Consider the following 15087-nt stretch of genomic DNA (forward strand, 5'->3'; position numbering starts at 1 on the left):
GCCTGCGCTTTGGGGGCAAGCGCAACGCAACGCAAGAGCAAACGCCATCAAGCGGTGCCCCGACCCGACTGGAAGATGGTACCCAGCCATGCTAGCGCCCCGGTCATGACCCAGCCCTCTCCTTCGCAGAACACTGCCGCCGACCCGGTTCTTGCGGGTTTTCGCGCCAGCATCGACAACATCGACGCGGCGTTGATCCATATCCTGGCCGAACGGTTCCGGATTACGAAAGCGGTGGGGGAATACAAGGCGAAGACAAACCTTCCCGCCTCCGATCCCGGCCGCGAGGAACGGCAGATCGAACGCCTGCGCAAACTGGCGGAGGACGCACATCTGGACCCTGATTTCGGAGAGAAGTTCATCCGCTTCGTGATCGACGAAGTCATTCGCCACCACGAGCGGGCAAAGACCGGGGCCTGATCGCCCCGGTTTGCCGGCAGCCACCGAAGCCCCGCCAGAAAGGGGCCTCCCCGGCCCCTCCCCGACCAGATCTTACTGCTCGACCATGTCCTGAAGGCGGGCCATCAGCGTCTGGATGCGGGTGGCCGCTTCGGTGAAGGTCGTCACATCGTCGCGATTGCCGTTGCCGCGCGCTTCCTTGGCAGATTCGAGGTAACCCTCGAGGTCCACTTCCAGCGCGTCGACCAGCATCTCGATCTCATCCGATGTCAGCGGAACGTTGATGGGCTTGCTCATGATTACTCCTGGTTTCGCTATTAGGCGCAGATAGCCCGCCGTCCCGACACCGCAACCATGCAGCGCCGGTTACCCCCGAAATGCATCAGCGCGCGACCCGGGGCAGCTTCAGGCGCACCAGAAGCCCTCCGAGATCCTCGCTCTCGTCCAGTTCGACCGTCCCGCCGTAGATCTCCACCACGTCCCGGACGATCGCCAGCCCGAGCCCGGTGCCAGGCTTGCCGGTATCGAGGCGTGCGCCGCGATCGAAGATGCGTGTGCGTTCAGCCTCGGGAATACCGACGCCGTCGTCCTCGAACCAGATCTCGCAGAACCGCTCGTCGTTCCCCGCATCCACCGTGACGAAGACGCTGCCGCCTCCGTACTTGGCCGCGTTCTCGATCAGGTTACCCAGCAGCTCTTCCAGATCCTGCTTTTCAAGAGCGACGGTGACGTCGTGATTGCCGTCAAGATCGAAGCGCGTGTGTTCGTAGAGCCGCTCCACCGCCCGCAGCACCGCCTCAAGGCTCGGCCAGACCTCCGCGCGCGACTGGCCGACAGCCCGGCGCCCGACGGCGCGCGCGCGCGCGAGGTGGTGATCCACCTGCCGCCGCATCACCGCCGCTTCGCGGATGACCGTGTCGGCAAGGTCGGGCGCCTGCGCCGTTGCGGCGTTCATAACCACCGTCAGGGGTGTCTTGAGGGCGTGGGCAAGATTGCCCGCATGCGTCCGCGCCTCCTCCGCCTGCCGTTCCGTGTGCGCGAGCAGAGCGTTCAGCTCATCCACCAGCGGCTCGACCTCGCGCGGCAGAGGGTCGTTGACCCGGCTGGCGCCGGTGGTGCGAAGCTTCTGGATTGCGCGGCGGACGTGGCGCAGCGGAAAGAGGCCGTACCACGTCTGCATCCCGGCCATCAGCATGAGCCCGAAGCCAAGCGCGACGAAACTGTACACGAGAATTGAGCGGATCATCTTGATCTGCTCGTCAAGGTCCCGCCGGCTGGCAGCCACGGTGAACATCCACCGGGTCTCACTGCCGGGCAGGATGATCGAACGCTCCATCACCCGAAGCGGCTCGCCCTCGAACTGGAAGCTGTCGAAAACGTGAGTTTCGGCGTCGAAGTGATCGTCCGACACCTCGAGGCTGCGGTCCCACAGGGAGCGGGACGGGAAATCCTCGTGTCCCTTGGCGCGTATCTGCCAGTAGAGACCGGAATTCGGTTCCAGGAAGCGCTGGTCGCCAAGAGGGCGGATGAAGAACACCTCCCCGTCCGGCCCGATCTCCGCCGAGCCGATCATGCCGGTCAGCATATAGCCCAGCTGCTCGTCGAAGTTGCGCGTCACGATGCCGGTGACGGTGTGGTCCAGCGCAAGCCCGCCCGCCAGCAGGAGGAACGATACCCACCCCGCCGCGATCAGCATCATGCGCCGCGCGAGCGATCCCGTGCTGGCGGGACGCCCGGCGGCGGTGTCGTTCGGAGCGGCCTCAGCCGCGGCCGGGTTCTGCGGGGTCGTCGAGACTGTAGCCAAGGCCGCGGATCGTCGTGATGACATCGGCACCCAGCTTCTTGCGGATGCGCGTGACGAAGACCTCGATCGTATTCGAATCGCGGTCGAAATCCTGATCGTAGATATGCTCGATCAGTTCGGTACGGCTGACCACCTTGCCCTTGTGGTGCATCAGGTAGGACAGCAACTTATATTCCTGCGCCGTCAGCTTGACCGGCTCCCCGTCAAGGGTGACGCGGCCCGAACGCGTGTCGAGACGGACCGGGCCTGCGGTCAGCTCGCTCGAGGTGTTGCCCGAAGCGCGGCGGATCAACGCGCGCAGGCGGGCGATCAGTTCCTCTGTCTGGAAGGGCTTTGCGAGGTAGTCGTCAGCGCCGGCGTCAAGCCCGGCGACCTTGTCGGACCAGCTGTCCCGCGCGGTCAACACCAGTACCGGGAACGTCCGCCCTTCGCGGCGCCACATGCCCAGCACGGTCAGCCCGTCAATCTCGGGCAGGCCAAGGTCCAGGATGACAGCGTCATAATCCTCGGTGGAGCCAAGGAAGTGCCCGTCCTCGCCATCGGCGGAGAGATCGACCGCATAGCCGTTCTGCTCCAGCGTGGTCTTGAGCTGGTTGCCCAGGGTGGGCTCATCCTCGACGATCAGGATGCGCAATTTACCGTCCTCCTCACATGAACGGGGTTGAGATGGGCGCAAAGGCTGCAGTGGTCAAGCAACGGAACCCCTGCCGGTTCCCTTCGCGTTCTCAGCGCGACTGTCCGATGATACGCCCGCTGCGCGCGTCGACGTCGACGAAATAGACCTTGCCGTTCTGGATGAACTTGAGCCGGTACGCCATTGCGGCCGGATCGTACTCCGGTCCGAGATACTGCATTCCGGCCATGCGCGGCAGCACCCGGTTTTCAATCTCGCGCGGGGGGAGAACCGTGCCGGCGCGCCGATCGCGGCGCAATTCGCCCTGCTCTCCGCCTGCAGAGGCATGTGCCGGAGCAATCGCGGCAAGCGGGCCAAGCGCTGCAAGCGCGGCGAGAAGAACGGGAAGCGTTTTCATCACGACTTCGGTGCCTAAACTTACAGCGTTGAACAAGTCCTGAATGTTTCACGACGCGGGTATAAAGCTTCGCCATCGGGCTGCACGCCGCCTTCCAAGCGGCTTGCCCTTCCCCCTTCCGTACCTGTAGGGCGCGCCCATGGCACTTGCACCTATTCTCAGTTGGGAAAACCTTGGCCTGATCCAGGGCAACGGCTGGCTCTTTCAAGGGCTCGACATCAACATCGGCCCGCGTGACCGCCTGGCCCTGATCGGGCGCAATGGCGCGGGAAAGACCACGCTCCTCAAGCTGATCGCCGGCCTTGTGGATGCAGATCAGGGCAAGCGGTCCGTGCAGCCCGGCACCCGTGTGGTGACGCTGGAGCAGGATCCGTTCTTCACCGGTTTCGACACGCTGCTCGATTTTGCCATTCATGGCGAGGACGCGCCCGCCCGCCATGAGGTGGAAGCCATCGCCGACCAGCTCGGCATCGACCTCTCCCGCGAAGCGAAGAGCGCGTCTGGTGGTGAACGGCGCCGCGCAGCCCTGTGCCGGGCCCTCGCCTCCGAGCCGGACTTGCTCCTGCTCGACGAGCCGACCAACCACCTCGATCTCGCGGCGATCGACTGGCTCGAATCCTGGCTGCAGCGGTACAATGGCGCCTTCGTGGTCATCAGCCATGACCGCACGTTTCTGACCCGCCTGACCAACGCCACTCTCTGGCTCGACCGCGGATCGCTGCGCCGCAAGGATGTCGGCTTCGGCGGCTATGAGGCGTGGGAAGAGGAGGTCTACGCAGAAGAAGCGCGCGCGGCACAGAAGCTCGACGCGAAGCTCAAGATCGAGGCGCACTGGCTTGAGCGTGGCGTGACCGCCCGCCGCAAGCGCAACCAGGGCCGACTGGCCAAGCTCTGGGAAATGCGCGCCCAGCGTGCGGCCATGGTCGGGCCGCAGGGCGCCGCCAAACTGGCCGTGGTGGCCGACGACAGCAAGACGAAGTCGGTCATCGTGGCTGACAAGGTGACGAAGCGCTTCGGCGACCGTACCGTCATCAAGAACTTCAGTCTGCGCGTCCAGCGTGGCGACCGCATCGGTGTCGTCGGCGCCAATGGCTCGGGCAAAACGACGCTGCTGAAGATCCTTATGGGCGAACTTCAGCCGGACGAGGGCACCGTCACGCTCGCCAACACCCTCGACGCGACGGTTATCGACCAGCAGCGCAGCCGCATGGCTCCGGAAATGCGCATCCGCGACGTGTTGGCCGAAGGCGGAGACTGGATCGACGTTCGCGGTGTCCGCAAGCACATCCAGGGCTACCTCAAGGACTTCCTGTTCGACCCCGGCCTTGTCGAGGCCAAGGTCGGCACCCTGTCCGGCGGTGAGCGCTCGCGCCTCCTGTTCGCGCGGGAATTCGCCACCACCTCCAACCTGTTGGTGCTGGACGAGCCTACCAACGACCTCGATCTCGAGACGCTCGACCTTCTGCAGGAGGTCATCGCCGATTACGACGGCACCGTTCTCATCGTCAGCCACGACCGTGACTTCCTCGACCGCACGGTAAACATCACCCTCGGCCTTGACGGGTCGGGCCATATCGACGTGATCGCGGGCGGCTATGCCGACTGGGAAGCCAAGCGCCGCGAGCGGACGGTGGGCGCAGCGAAGAAGGCGAAGGCGGACGCCGCCCCGCCCCCGCCCATGCCGCCCAGGAAGGCCAAGCTCTCCTACAAGGACCAGCGCGACTACGAGCTGCTGCCCAAGAAGATCGAGGAGCTGGAAGCTGCTATCATCCGTGACGAAGCCGCGCTCTCCGATCCGGCGCTGTACACGCGCGATCCGGCGAAGTTCGCTTCCTTGTCCGACGCCATAGCCAAGGCCCGATCCGACAAGGAAGCGGCGGAGGAGCGCTGGCTGGAACTTGCGGAACTGGTCGAAGGCTGACCCGACAGCGGCGGGCCTTGCCTCCAATCCAGGACTGTACGATACCCACGCCAACCAGATCGGTTACAGGGGCAGACATGATCAACCGCATCCGCGACATCCGTCGCCAGAAGGGCATGACCCTGGCCGACGTGGCCCTGGCGTGTGACCCGCCGACGACGGCGCAGACCATCGGCCGGCTGGAAACCGGGATGCGCAACCTGTCGCTGGTTTGGATGAACCGCATCGCCGCGGCTCTTCAGGTCGAGCCTGAGACGTTGCTGCGCTCCGAAGCTGCGGAGCCTGCCCGGCTGGTTGCGACACTCGGGCACAGGGGCGCCGAGGCCCTCCGCAAGCCGGTGGACGCCGTGCTGCCGAATGCCCTGTCGGCCGATGCCCCGTGGCTGGTGGTCTCCGTCGAAGCGACCGTGGGAGAGTACCGGTCGGGCGATCAGCTCTGGATGCGCCAGTACGCGCCCGAAGCGGCGGCGAACCTGCTCAACCGCGATGTCCTCGTACCTCTTCCCGCGGGCCGCTTCGCCTTTGGACGGCTGACGGAAAGCGGTCCGGGCGCGATCGTGCTCGTTCCGCCCGCCAGCGGGAAAAGCCCCGTCAGCGTCGATCGACCCGCCTGGCTGGCGGTAGCCGAAACGCTCGTTCGCAAGCTCTAGCCGCGATGCACGTCCTTTCGATCTCCACCCTGTTCCCGAACCCGGTGATGCCTTCGTTCGGCGTCTTCGTGGGCAATCAGATGCGGGCCGTGGTCGCCGGTGGAGAAGTCGAGCTGACCATGGTCAGCCCGCTTGGGATCCCGCCTTGGCCGCTTTCGCAGCGCGAGCCTTATGTTCGCCTGAAGACTGTGCCGGAGATGAGCGACAGGACCGGGCTGGCGGTTCATTATCCTCGTTTCACAACCTACCCCAAACTGGGCGGCGACAGCAATCCGGAGCGGATCGCCAGGGCTGTGCTGCCGCTGGCGCGCCGCCTGCATGCCGAACAGCCCTTCGATCTCGTGGATGCGCAGTTCTTCTTTCCCGACGGCCCTGCTGCCGCGATCATCGCACGGGAACTGGCGCTGCCGCTCACGATCAAGTCGCGCGGCGCCGACATTCACTTCTGGGGCCAGCGGCCCCGGGCGCTGCGGCAGATGCTGGACGCTGCCGCGCAGTCGACCGGGATGCTCGCCGTCAGCGCGGCCCTTCGCGAGGACATGATCGCGCTCGGCATGCCGGGAGAACGTATCGCCGTCCACTACACGGGTCTGGACCGCGAGAAGTTCCACCCCATCGAACGCGGCGCGGCACGCGCGCTTGTATCCGCCATGCCGGACCTGGAGATCTGGTCGAAAGGACCGCTGCTGGTCACCCCCGGCGCGCTGATCCCGCGCAAGGGCCAGGCGTTGGTCATCGAGGCGCTGACCCGACTGCCCGATGCCTGCCTCGCGATTGCGGGCACCGGCAAAGATGAAGACCGCCTGAAGGCGCTCGCCCGCCGGTTAGGCGTGGCGAACCGGGTGCAGTTCCTTGGCCTCGTCGACCACGAGATGCTGCCGCACCTTCTCTGCGCGGCGGACGTTCTGGTGCTGCCCTCCTCCAGCGAAGGGCTGGCCAACGTCTGGATCGAGGGGCTGGCCTGCGGGACGCCCATCGTCATCACCGACATTGGCGGCGCGCGGGAGATCGTTCACAGCGAAAGCGCAGGCCGCATCACGGAGCGCACGGCCGAAGCGATCGCAAAGGCCGTGAGCGATATCCTCGCCGCGCCCCCCACGCAGGCGGAAGTGTCGGAGTGCGTCAGCCACTTCTCATGGGCGGTGAACGCCCGCAATCTTGTCCGTTTCTGGAAGGACGTACTGGGCGCCGGCACGGAGCCGGGAGTGGCGGCGGCGTCGGCAGGCGCCGTCTAGCCAACGGATCACCCGCCCCCGCGCCTGCCGCCCGCCGGCTCAGAGGCCCAGTTCGTCGAACATCTTGAGTGATACGCGGTTCAGGTTCTCGAGGATTGCTCGGTGTGTCCCCTCGGCTTCGGCGTTGCGGAAGCCTTTCACACGCTCCACCAGGATTTCCTCGGGCGTGGGGTCCTGCGCAAGGATCGCCATGACCTCGTCGGCGAATTCGGACAGCGGCTGGTACCCTTCCCGCGTGCTCTGTCCCGGAGTGAGTTCGGTCTGGACAGCGGGCGGGGCAAGTTCGATGACTTCCACCCGGCCCCGGAGCATCTCGCGCAGGGATTGAGTGTAGCTATGGATGGCGGCCTTGGTGGCGCTGTAGGTGGCGGTACCCGTCAGCGGCACGAAGGCCAGGCCCGAACTCACGTTGACGATCACCCCGTCACCCCTGGCCACCAGATGCTCGACGAAGCCATCGATCAGGCGGATCGGACCGACCAGATTGGTCGTGATGATGGCTTCCGCAAGCGCTAAGTCACGAGAACGATCGAGGCGCTCATAATGCATGATGCCCGCGTTGTTTACCACGACATTCAGCGCCGGGAAGCGCTCAAGAGCCTCTTCGACGAAGGCGCGCACACCTTCCGCACTCTCCACGTCCAGCACCAGCGCGTGCATGTCGGCCCGACCTTCGCAGGCCGCGTCCAGCGCCTCTTTCCGCCGCCCCGCAACGATGACCGTATTGCCTGCATCGTGGAAACGCTGCGCCAGAGCCTCGCCTATTCCCGAGCCGCCACCGGTAACCAGAATAGTGTTGCCGTGCATCTTCATCGCGGGCCTCCTTGTTTGCCGCTGGCGATGTAGCAACGGCGCGCTGTTGAACAAGGAGGCCAGACGGGAAGAGAGCCGGTGCGGTGCGATCAGGCCGCCTTCTTCTTCAGGCGCCAGGCATGAAGGAGCGGTTCGGTGTATCCGTTCGGCTGCTCCACCCCTTTGAAGACAAGGTCGCACGCCGCCCGGAACGCCAGGCTGGTCTCCCAGTTGCCTGCCATGGGTTCGTAGAGCGGATCAGCGGCATTCTGCTGATCCACCTTGGCAGCCATGCGCTTGAGCGAATCCATCACCTGCTCCTGCGAACACACTCCGTGCAGGAGCCAGTTCGCCATATGCTGGCTGGATATCCGCAGGGTGGCGCGATCTTCCATCAGCCCCACGTCGTCGATGTCCGGTACCTTCGAACAGCCGACGCCCTGATCGATCCAACGCACCACATAGCCCAGCAGGCCCTGTGCGTTGTTGTCCAGCTCCTCGCGGACCTCCTCCTCGGACCAGTTCACGCCGTCAGCCAGCGGAATGGCGAGCAACTGCTCCAGGCCCGGAACATCGTCCGCATTCATCCCCTGACGCAGCCCGAACACGTCAACCTCGTGGTAATGCATGGCGTGGAGCGTGGCTGCCGTCGGAGATGGCACCCAGGCGGTGTTGGCACCCGTGCGGGGGTGACCGATCTTCTGCTCCATCATCTCCCGCATTCGGTCGGGAGCGGCCCACATGCCCTTCCCGATCTGCGCCACTCCGGAAAGCCCGTGCCTGAGCCCGATGGCCACATTGCGCTTTTCATAGGCGGCGATCCACGTGGAGCCCTTGATCGCGCCCTTGCGGATCATCGGCCCGGCGCGCATCGAGGTGTGAATTTCGTCGCCCGTGCGATCCAGGAAGCCTGTGTTGATGAAGACGATGCGGTCCTTGACCGCGTGGATGCAGGCAGCAAGGTTGGCCGAAGTCCGGCGTTCCTCGTCCATGACGCCGACTTTCAGCGTGTTGCGCGGCAACTGCAGCAGGTCCTCGACGGCGTCGAACAGCGCATTGGTGAAGGCGCACTCCTCCGGCCCGTGCATCTTTGGCTTCACGATGTAGATGCTGCCCTCGCGGCTGTTGCCATAGCGCGTCAAGCCGCGGACATCCTGCGCCGAGATGGCACTGGTGATCACGGCGTCCATGATGCCTTCCGGTATCTCGGACCCGTCCGGGAGGAGGATCGCCGGGTTCGTCATGAGATGGCCGACGTTGCGCACGAACAGGAGCGAACGCCCGGACAGGCTCGTCGTCTCTCCATCAGGGGATGTCAAAGTCCTGTCGGCCGCCAGTTCGCGCCTCAGGGTCCTGCCGCCCTTCTCGAAGGTTTCCGTCAGGTCGCCGCGGATAAGGCCGAGCCAATTGGCGTAGGCGGCGACTTTATCCTGCGCGTCCACTGCGGCCACCGAATCCTCAAGGTCCACGATTGTCGTCAGCGCCGCCTCAAGCACGATGTCGGAGATCCCCGCCGCATCGGAGCTGCCGACCGGTGTGGAGCGGTCGAATACCACTTCGATCCGGAGGCCGTTGTTGCTGAACAACAGGCCCTTTTCCGTCGTACCCAGCCCCTGCGCAGGATGAGCAAGCTCCACCGTCTCGCCATTCTTCAGGCTGGCCCACGAACCGGCCTTGAGCGGCACCACGCGATCCAGGAAGGCACGGCCCGCAGCGATCACCGCAGCGCCGCGCACCGGGTCGTAGCCCGGTCCCTGCGCGGGAGCTGCATCCAGCGCGTCTGTGCCATACCATGCGTCGTAAAGACTTCCCCAGCGCGCGTTCGCAGCGTTCAGGAGGAAGCGGGCGTTGAGAACCGGCACGACGAGCTGCGGCCCAGCCATCGTGGCGATTTCGGGATCCACGTTCTGCGTGCCGATGGTGAATGCACCCGGTTCCGGGACAAGGTAGCCGATCTCCCGAAGAAAGGCTTCGTATTCCGCATGATCGATCGGCTTGCCTGCCCGGCCGACGTGCCATGCGTCGATCCGCGACTGAAGTGCATCGCGCCTGTCCAGAAGAGCGCGGTTGCGCGGTGCGAAAGCCGCGACCAGCCCGGCCACGCCTTTCCAGAACGCGCCAGCATCCTGCGCGATTGGCGGAAGCACCTGCTCTTCCACGAATCTCGCAAGGCCCGCATCGACCTGGAGCCCCGAACGATCAACCCTATCCGTCATTGCCTTCCTCACGCTGGTTTGAACCGGACGCATCTCGCGCCGGGCTCACGTACGATACCGATGTGTCCTGGGGAAGGAGATAACCCTATGGCCGAAGCGCGACAGCTTGGCAACGGGTTCAGATATCGTCGGGGAAGGACACCTTCGCCCGCACAAGGCGTCGGAGAAGCTTACAGACCGTAGTCAGTTAGCCACGCGCGATCCCGTAAAGTCTGGATTGGCACGCGTTTTGCTGTATGCTTTAGCTAACGCGCTAACTGTCGCACCAGCCATGCCGAAAGGGTGAAGATGCTTCGAAAGGCCGGCCGCCTCTTTGTCATCAAAAGCAACTGGGAAGCGTACATGATCATCTACGCGCTTGCTTTGGGTGCGGTCGAGCGAGGTAGCGCATACCTCACACAATTTCCGGGCATCGGCGGCAAGCTGCTGTTTCTGGCCTGTACCGGCGCCGTTTTCATGGCTGGTGCCAAGATCCTCGATTGTCTCAAGTACGAGAAGGCCGCTCTCACGCGAAAAAGCGAACGCTTGGCGGAGGCACGCACCGCCGCCGCCCTCTCCGGCCGGAAAGAACCCATCGCACCAGGTAGACATGCACATCAAGCATAGACGGCAAAGGAAGTAGGGCGATTCTGTTGACAGGCTCGCCCCCAGCCCCTGGAATCCGCTTCTGTTACCCGGTGGGTCCAACCGTGTTCTGGCTTTGTAACTTCAGGGCGTTAGCCCCTAGAATTACGCTGCGAGAGCAAGTGCTTCGTTGTCGTTGGCACTTATGAGTTTTGAGCCTTGAACGGGTTACTCAGCCCGGACGAAAACACCGCTTTTCAACACACGTCGATCCTAGTTCGGCCCCGTCATCACTCCTGCGACAACACAGGATGCCCCCTTTCGGGAGACGAGTGATGGTGGAGCCGCCGGGTACCGCCCCCGGGTCCGCTGCGTCTATTGCACGGGGCAATTTATCGTCATAGCCGACCGAAGCCGGCAGGACCCTATATAGTCACTTCGTTCTGAATGTGAAGTGAAAGGCTCAGGCTGATTTTCCCTTCCGCAGTTCCTCGAGGATTTCCTTCAGCGTATTCAGTTGCGGGTCGACCGGCGCCACCGGAGCCTGCTCGGCCATTTCCTGATCCTTTTTCACAGAATCGATCATCTTGTTCACCGACCGGACGAGCAGGAACAGGACCATGGCGATGATAAGGAAGTTGACGATCTGGGTGATGAATTCGCCGTAGCCGATCATCGTTACGCCAGCGCCCTTCAGGGCGGCGTAGTCAGTGACGCTGCCCTTGTAGCCCGGCGGCACGTCTCCCAGCAGGATGAAGTACTTCGAGAAGTCGATGCTTCCGAACGCCCAGCCGATTACCGGCATGATGATGTTCTCCGTCAGCGAGGTCACGATCTTGCCGAAGGCGGCCCCGATCATCACACCAACGGCCAGATCGAGCACGTTCCCTCGCGCGATGAACTTCCTGAATTCGTCAACGATGGGCATCTTGCCAACTCTCCGATAGTCACGTGGCTTCGTGCGTTCTGACACACAACCCGGCCGCTCTCAAACTCTGGCTCGGCTGGCAAGAGGCCGAGCATCCTTGATCCCGAACGCTGGTACGCTATCTACTTCGCGAGGAACACGCCGGTAAGGCCGGCGCGAAGTGGAGGATTGAAGCCGATGCCGCTCATCAACGCCCGTCGGGGTCGCACCGCAATCGCCCTTGCCGCAGCCCTTTCGCTCTCGGCCTGTGGTTTCAATTCGGTCCCGACAAAGCAGGAAGCCGCAAAGGCCAAGTGGGCGGACGTCGAAGCCGCCTTCCAAGAGCGCGCGAATCTCGTGCCCAATCTTGCCGCGGTCGCCAAGGGTGCCGCCGAGCAGGAGAAGTCGATCCTCGTCGGTGTGACCGAGGCCCGCGCCAAGGCAACCTCCATCCAGGTGACCGGCGAAGACCTCAACGATCCGCAGAAGATGGAGCAGTTCCAGCAGGCCCAGGCAAACCTCGGCGCCAGCATCGGGCGGCTCCTCGCAAGCGTCGAGGCCTATCCGGAGATCAAGTCGAACACCAATTACCAGATGCTGCAGAGCCAGCTTGAAGGGCAGGAAAACCGCATTCGGGTCGCCATTCGCGACTACAACGGCGCCGTTCAGGACTACAACACCGAGGTTCGCACCTTTCCCTCGATGATCGGCGCCCGCCTGCGCGGAGCCGAGGTGCTCGTACCCTACAAGTCAGTCACCCCCGGTGCCGAAGCGGCGCCGAGCCTCGAAGGGAAGCTGTAAATCCCCGTGGCCCGCATTCGGGCAGCCGGCGTTGTCGCAGTGCTGGTCCTCGTGGCTCTCCTTTCGGGAGCGACGGGCGCATGGGCGCAGCAGTTTCCAAAGCTCACGGGGCGCGTCGTCGACGCCGCCAACATCATCCCCGATCCCCAGGAACGCGCCCTGACGCAAAGGCTCGAGGCGCTCGAAAAGCAGGCCGGACGGCAACTCGTCGTCGCCACGGTCCCTTCGCTGGACGGGTACGAGATCTCGGATTACGGCTATCGTCTTGGCCGGGCCTGGGGCATTGGCGGCAAGGAGACCAACAGCGGTGCCATCCTTCTCGTCGCCCCGAACGAACGCAAGGTCCGCATCGAGGTCGGCTATGGCCTGGAAGGCACGCTGACGGACGGGCTCTCCTTCCTCATCATCAACAAGGACATCCTGCCGCGCTTCAAGGCCGGAGACATGCCGGGCGGCATCGTCGCCGGCACCGATTCCCTCATCCGGCAACTTACGCTGCCTCCCGATGAAGCGCGCAAGGTCGCTGCCCAGGCCGACACGGCACGCGAAGGCGGCGACGGCGATGTCTCGATGGGGACCGTCGTCTTCATCCTGTTCATCCTGTTCTTCTTCATCCTTCCCCTTCTGCGCTCGACGGGGCGTGGCGGGCGGCGTGGTCGCTATGGCGGCCTGAATACGCCGATCATCTGGTTCCCCGGCGGCTTCGGCGGCGGTGACGACGATCACGGCGGCTGGGGCGGTGGCGGTGGCTGGGGCGGAGGGGGCTTCTCCGGCGGGGGCGGCAGCTTCGGCGGCGGCGGCGCGAGCGGGAGTTGGTAGAATGACGACACCGAATTACCTGGCGGACGATGATCACGCCCGCATCAGTGCCGTCGTAGCCGAGAGCGAACGGCTCAGCTCCGGCGAGATCGTCACCGTCCTCGCCGACCGTTCGGATGGCTACACCGACGTCGCAATGGCCTGGGGCGTACTTGTCGCGCTTCTCGCACTTGGCACAATGGCACTCTTCCCCAGCTTCTACATGGGGCTCTACGATAGCCTGATCGCCGACTGGGGCCATGAGTGGACCCCGCGTATGATCCTGTCGCTCGCGCTGGGCGTGGTCACCATCAAGTTCGCCGCGATGATGCTGCTTCAGCTCTGGCAGCCGGTCAAGTTCTTCCTGATCCCGTCGGCCATTCGCACCACCCGCGTCCACGATCGTGCCATGCGCGCCTTCCGCCTCGGCGCGGAACGCCGCACGACCGGCCGGACGGGCATCCTCATTTACCTGTCCATGCGCGAACACCGTGTCGAAATCCTTGCTGACGAAGCAATTGCACGCAAGGTGGAGCCCGGCGTCTGGGCCGATGCGATCGGCGCGATGCTCTCCGAACTGCGGGCGGGGCGCACGGCCGAGGCAATGATCGCCGGCACCCGCAAGGTCGGTGCCATCCTTGCGCTCCACGTCCCCCGTGAGACCGGCGATGTGAACGAACTTCCTGACAGGCTGATCGAACTATGACCTTTGCCGATCATCATGATGCGGACAAGCCCGTCGAGACGATGTGGGAGGGGCGCTTCATCACCGCCAAGCGTCGCGGCCGGTGGGAGTACGTCGGCCGGTCCCGTGGGATACATGCTGCCGTCGTCCTGGCGATTGATGCGGACGACCACGTCATCCTGGTCGACCAGTTCCGCGTTCCCCTCGGCAAGCGCTGCATCGAGCTGCCGGCCGGACTGGTGGGCGATCACGAAGAGCACGCCGATGAAGACGCGGCCGTAGCGGCCTCCCGCGAGCTTGAAGAGGAAACCGGATACCGCGCCGGACGGATGGAAAAGGTGGGTGAGTTCTATTCGTCACCTGGAATGGTGAGCGAGAGCTTCACCCTGTTTCGCGCCCATGACCTGGTGAAGGTCGGCGATGGCGGCGGCATCGAAAGCGAAGATATTGTGGTCCATCGGATCCCGGTTTCTGGCATAAAGGAGGCGACAGCCCAGTGGCGCGAGCAGGGCTACGCCATCGACGTCAAGATGCTCACCCTCCTCGGGCCGACTTTGCTGCGCTGACGTGCGTACCCGCCCTGGCATTTGTCAGCGCAAGGCCCGCTACGCCACGGAGGAAGCGGCTCTGGACGTCGCGTCGCGTGCGCCATTTCCCTTGCGGCCGTACCGCTGCCCCCTCTGCCGGCGCTATCACCTCACAAGCCGCACGAAAGGAATGAAGCTCCCGCCCTTCGAACAAGAAAGGCGTGCCACGAAGGGCAACTGATTCGCCGGCGCGACCGCTGAGAGGGTCGTGAAGATGGCTCCGTGATCACCGCATCGACACCGGCCACCGCCTCGGAAACGGTGGTGAAGAACGCGCAGCCCTTGTCCTTCGCCCTCGCCGGAGCGTCTGCCGAAAGGTCGAAGGCGTGGACCTGGTGCCCCGCCCCAGCAAGGTTAGCGGCCATGCCACCACCCATGTTGCCAAGGCCGATGAACGCGATCTTCATAGCTTGCTCTTCCGTGTCGCCCGCGTTGCCGCCCCGGTAGCGCCGTTCTCGGTGAGCGCCCTGCGGCGCGTCACCGAAGAAGGCGCGGTACCCTTAGCGGCCCTTCCAGACGCCCGGTCGCTTTTCCACGAACGCGGCCATGCCTTCGGCCTTGTCCTCGGTCGAGGTCAGGACCTGGAACATGCGACGCTCCAGCACGAGGCCGGTGTCCAGCGTCGTCTCGAAGGCGAGGTTGACCATTTCCTTGTTCATCATCGCTGCCAGCGGCGGCATGGCGGCGATCGTCTGCC

17 protein-coding genes, 1 other RNA gene and 3 pseudogenes are annotated in these 15087 nt (G+C 64.4%); 11 read left to right on the forward strand and 10 right to left on the reverse strand.

Annotation, left to right across the window (positions count from 1 at the left end):
* The first annotated feature begins 105 nt into the window (after positions 1–105).
* On the forward strand, positions 106–420 hold the full coding sequence (locus tag C2R25_RS17125; RefSeq protein ID WP_103730360.1) for a chorismate mutase: 315 nt from the start codon (positions 106–108) through the stop codon (positions 418–420).
* A gap of 72 nt (positions 421–492) precedes the next feature.
* Here the strand turns inward: C2R25_RS17125 and C2R25_RS17130 are convergent, their stop codons facing one another.
* From C2R25_RS17130 to C2R25_RS17145, 4 genes are all read right to left on the reverse strand, one after another.
* Positions 493–696, reverse strand: a complete 204-nt coding sequence (locus C2R25_RS17130; RefSeq protein ID WP_103730361.1) for a hypothetical protein — start codon at positions 694–696, stop codon at positions 493–495.
* A gap of 85 nt (positions 697–781) precedes the next feature.
* Entirely contained in the window at positions 782–2098 is a 1317-nt protein-coding gene (locus C2R25_RS17135; protein ID WP_103730390.1) for a HAMP domain-containing sensor histidine kinase, read from the reverse strand.
* A 61-nt stretch (positions 2099–2159) separates the two neighbouring features.
* Positions 2160–2837 (reverse strand): response regulator transcription factor, encoded by a 678-nt coding sequence (locus C2R25_RS17140; RefSeq protein WP_103730362.1) that lies wholly within the window; start codon positions 2835–2837, stop codon positions 2160–2162.
* A 91-nt stretch (positions 2838–2928) separates the two neighbouring features.
* Entirely contained in the window at positions 2929–3234 is a 306-nt protein-coding gene (locus C2R25_RS17145) for a PepSY domain-containing protein (protein WP_103730391.1), read from the reverse strand.
* 139 nt (positions 3235–3373) lie between these two features.
* On the opposite strand from C2R25_RS17145, the pseudogene C2R25_RS21345 reads away from it, so the two are divergent.
* The 5 genes and pseudogenes from C2R25_RS21345 to C2R25_RS17160 form a co-directional block, all read left to right on the forward strand.
* Positions 3374–3805 (forward strand): annotated as a pseudogene (locus C2R25_RS21345) (ATP-binding cassette domain-containing protein); the annotation flags it as partial.
* A pseudogene (locus tag C2R25_RS21350) lies at positions 3791–4657 on the forward strand (ATP-binding cassette domain-containing protein); the annotation flags it as partial. The pseudogenes C2R25_RS21345 and C2R25_RS21350, both read left to right, overlap by 15 nt.
* Before the next feature lie 255 nt (positions 4658–4912).
* Entirely contained in the window at positions 4913–5155 is a 243-nt protein-coding gene (locus C2R25_RS21355; protein WP_369825719.1) for an ABC transporter C-terminal domain-containing protein, read from the forward strand.
* A 77-nt stretch (positions 5156–5232) separates the two neighbouring features.
* Entirely contained in the window at positions 5233–5805 is a 573-nt protein-coding gene (locus C2R25_RS17155) for a helix-turn-helix domain-containing protein (protein WP_103730364.1), read from the forward strand.
* A 5-nt stretch (positions 5806–5810) separates the two neighbouring features.
* Positions 5811–7040 (forward strand): glycosyltransferase, encoded by a 1230-nt coding sequence (locus C2R25_RS17160; RefSeq protein ID WP_103730365.1) that lies wholly within the window; start codon positions 5811–5813, stop codon positions 7038–7040.
* A 39-nt stretch (positions 7041–7079) separates the two neighbouring features.
* Here the strand turns inward: C2R25_RS17160 and C2R25_RS17165 are convergent, their stop codons facing one another.
* On the reverse strand, positions 7080–7853 hold the full coding sequence (locus C2R25_RS17165; RefSeq protein ID WP_103730366.1) for an SDR family oxidoreductase: 774 nt from the start codon (positions 7851–7853) through the stop codon (positions 7080–7082).
* 89 nt (positions 7854–7942) lie between these two features.
* Positions 7943–10048, reverse strand: coding sequence for a malate synthase G (locus C2R25_RS17170; protein ID WP_103730367.1), 2106 nt, complete (start codon positions 10046–10048; stop codon positions 7943–7945).
* Between the two features lie 288 nt (positions 10049–10336).
* Here C2R25_RS17170 and C2R25_RS17175 point away from each other — a divergent pair, with 288 nt between their 5' ends.
* Entirely contained in the window at positions 10337–10654 is a 318-nt protein-coding gene (locus tag C2R25_RS17175) for a hypothetical protein (protein ID WP_103730368.1), read from the forward strand.
* Positions 10655–10665: 11 nt separating this feature from the next.
* On the opposite strand, the gene ssrA is transcribed toward C2R25_RS17175, so the two are convergent.
* Positions 10666–11070, reverse strand: a transfer-messenger RNA (tmRNA) gene (gene ssrA, locus C2R25_RS17180).
* A 5-nt stretch (positions 11071–11075) separates the two neighbouring features.
* Positions 11076–11540, reverse strand: coding sequence for a large conductance mechanosensitive channel protein MscL (gene mscL, locus C2R25_RS17185; RefSeq protein ID WP_199183867.1), 465 nt, complete (start codon positions 11538–11540; stop codon positions 11076–11078).
* A gap of 177 nt (positions 11541–11717) precedes the next feature.
* Here mscL and C2R25_RS17190 point away from each other — a divergent pair, with 177 nt between their 5' ends.
* The 4 genes from C2R25_RS17190 to C2R25_RS17205 are packed head-to-tail and all read left to right on the forward strand — an operon-like array spanning position 11718 to position 14369.
* Positions 11718–12320 carry a LemA family protein gene (locus tag C2R25_RS17190; protein WP_103730369.1) on the forward strand — a complete coding sequence of 201 codons (603 nt, stop codon included), beginning with the start codon at positions 11718–11720 and terminating at the stop codon, positions 12318–12320.
* Positions 12321–12326: 6 nt separating this feature from the next.
* Complete coding sequence (locus C2R25_RS17195; RefSeq protein ID WP_103730370.1) at positions 12327–13139, forward strand: YgcG family protein; 813 nt, start codon at positions 12327–12329, stop codon at positions 13137–13139.
* Between the two features lies 1 nt (position 13140).
* Positions 13141–13824, forward strand: coding sequence for a TPM domain-containing protein (locus tag C2R25_RS17200; protein ID WP_103730371.1), 684 nt, complete (start codon positions 13141–13143; stop codon positions 13822–13824).
* Positions 13821–14369: an NUDIX hydrolase gene (locus tag C2R25_RS17205; protein ID WP_103730372.1), complete on the forward strand. Its 549-nt coding sequence runs from the start codon at positions 13821–13823 to the stop codon at positions 14367–14369. The genes C2R25_RS17200 and C2R25_RS17205 overlap by 4 nt, the downstream gene beginning before the upstream one ends.
* Before the next feature lie 242 nt (positions 14370–14611).
* Here C2R25_RS17205 and C2R25_RS21075 read toward each other — a convergent pair.
* Both C2R25_RS21075 and C2R25_RS17220 read right to left on the reverse strand, forming a co-directional pair.
* Positions 14612–14797 (reverse strand): annotated as a pseudogene (locus C2R25_RS21075) (NAD(P)-binding domain-containing protein); the annotation flags it as partial.
* A 93-nt stretch (positions 14798–14890) separates the two neighbouring features.
* Positions 14891–15087: enoyl-CoA hydratase-related protein (locus tag C2R25_RS17220; protein ID WP_233204099.1), on the reverse strand; the 197-nt coding region annotated here is incomplete at its 5' end.

Source organism: Novosphingobium sp. HII-3 (assembly GCF_002916655.1).
Taxonomy (GTDB): domain Bacteria; phylum Pseudomonadota; class Alphaproteobacteria; order Sphingomonadales; family Sphingomonadaceae; genus Novosphingobium; species Novosphingobium panipatense.

Coding starts and splice junctions, on each gene's coding strand:
- C2R25_RS17145 (WP_103730391.1), bottom strand. CDS start 3,234: ATGAAAACGCTTCCCGTTCTTCTCGCCGCGCTTGCAGCGCTTGGCCCG.
- C2R25_RS17125 (WP_103730360.1), top strand. CDS start 106: ATGACCCAGCCCTCTCCTTCGCAGAACACTGCCGCCGACCCGGTTCTT.
- C2R25_RS17135 (WP_103730390.1), bottom strand. CDS start 2,098: ATGATGCTGATCGCGGCGGGGTGGGTATCGTTCCTCCTGCTGGCGGGC.
- C2R25_RS17205 (WP_103730372.1), top strand. CDS start 13,821: ATGACCTTTGCCGATCATCATGATGCGGACAAGCCCGTCGAGACGATG.
- C2R25_RS17155 (WP_103730364.1), top strand. CDS start 5,233: ATGATCAACCGCATCCGCGACATCCGTCGCCAGAAGGGCATGACCCTG.
- C2R25_RS17165 (WP_103730366.1), bottom strand. CDS start 7,853: ATGAAGATGCACGGCAACACTATTCTGGTTACCGGTGGCGGCTCGGGA.
- C2R25_RS17160 (WP_103730365.1), top strand. CDS start 5,811: ATGCACGTCCTTTCGATCTCCACCCTGTTCCCGAACCCGGTGATGCCT.
- C2R25_RS17130 (WP_103730361.1), bottom strand. CDS start 696: ATGAGCAAGCCCATCAACGTTCCGCTGACATCGGATGAGATCGAGATG.
- C2R25_RS21355 (WP_369825719.1), top strand. CDS start 4,913: ATGCCGCCCAGGAAGGCCAAGCTCTCCTACAAGGACCAGCGCGACTAC.
- C2R25_RS17200 (WP_103730371.1), top strand. CDS start 13,141: ATGACGACACCGAATTACCTGGCGGACGATGATCACGCCCGCATCAGT.
- C2R25_RS17175 (WP_103730368.1), top strand. CDS start 10,337: ATGCTTCGAAAGGCCGGCCGCCTCTTTGTCATCAAAAGCAACTGGGAA.
- C2R25_RS17170 (WP_103730367.1), bottom strand. CDS start 10,048: ATGACGGATAGGGTTGATCGTTCGGGGCTCCAGGTCGATGCGGGCCTT.
- C2R25_RS17190 (WP_103730369.1), top strand. CDS start 11,718: ATGCCGCTCATCAACGCCCGTCGGGGTCGCACCGCAATCGCCCTTGCC.
- mscL (WP_199183867.1), bottom strand. CDS start 11,540: ATGCCCATCGTTGACGAATTCAGGAAGTTCATCGCGCGAGGGAACGTG.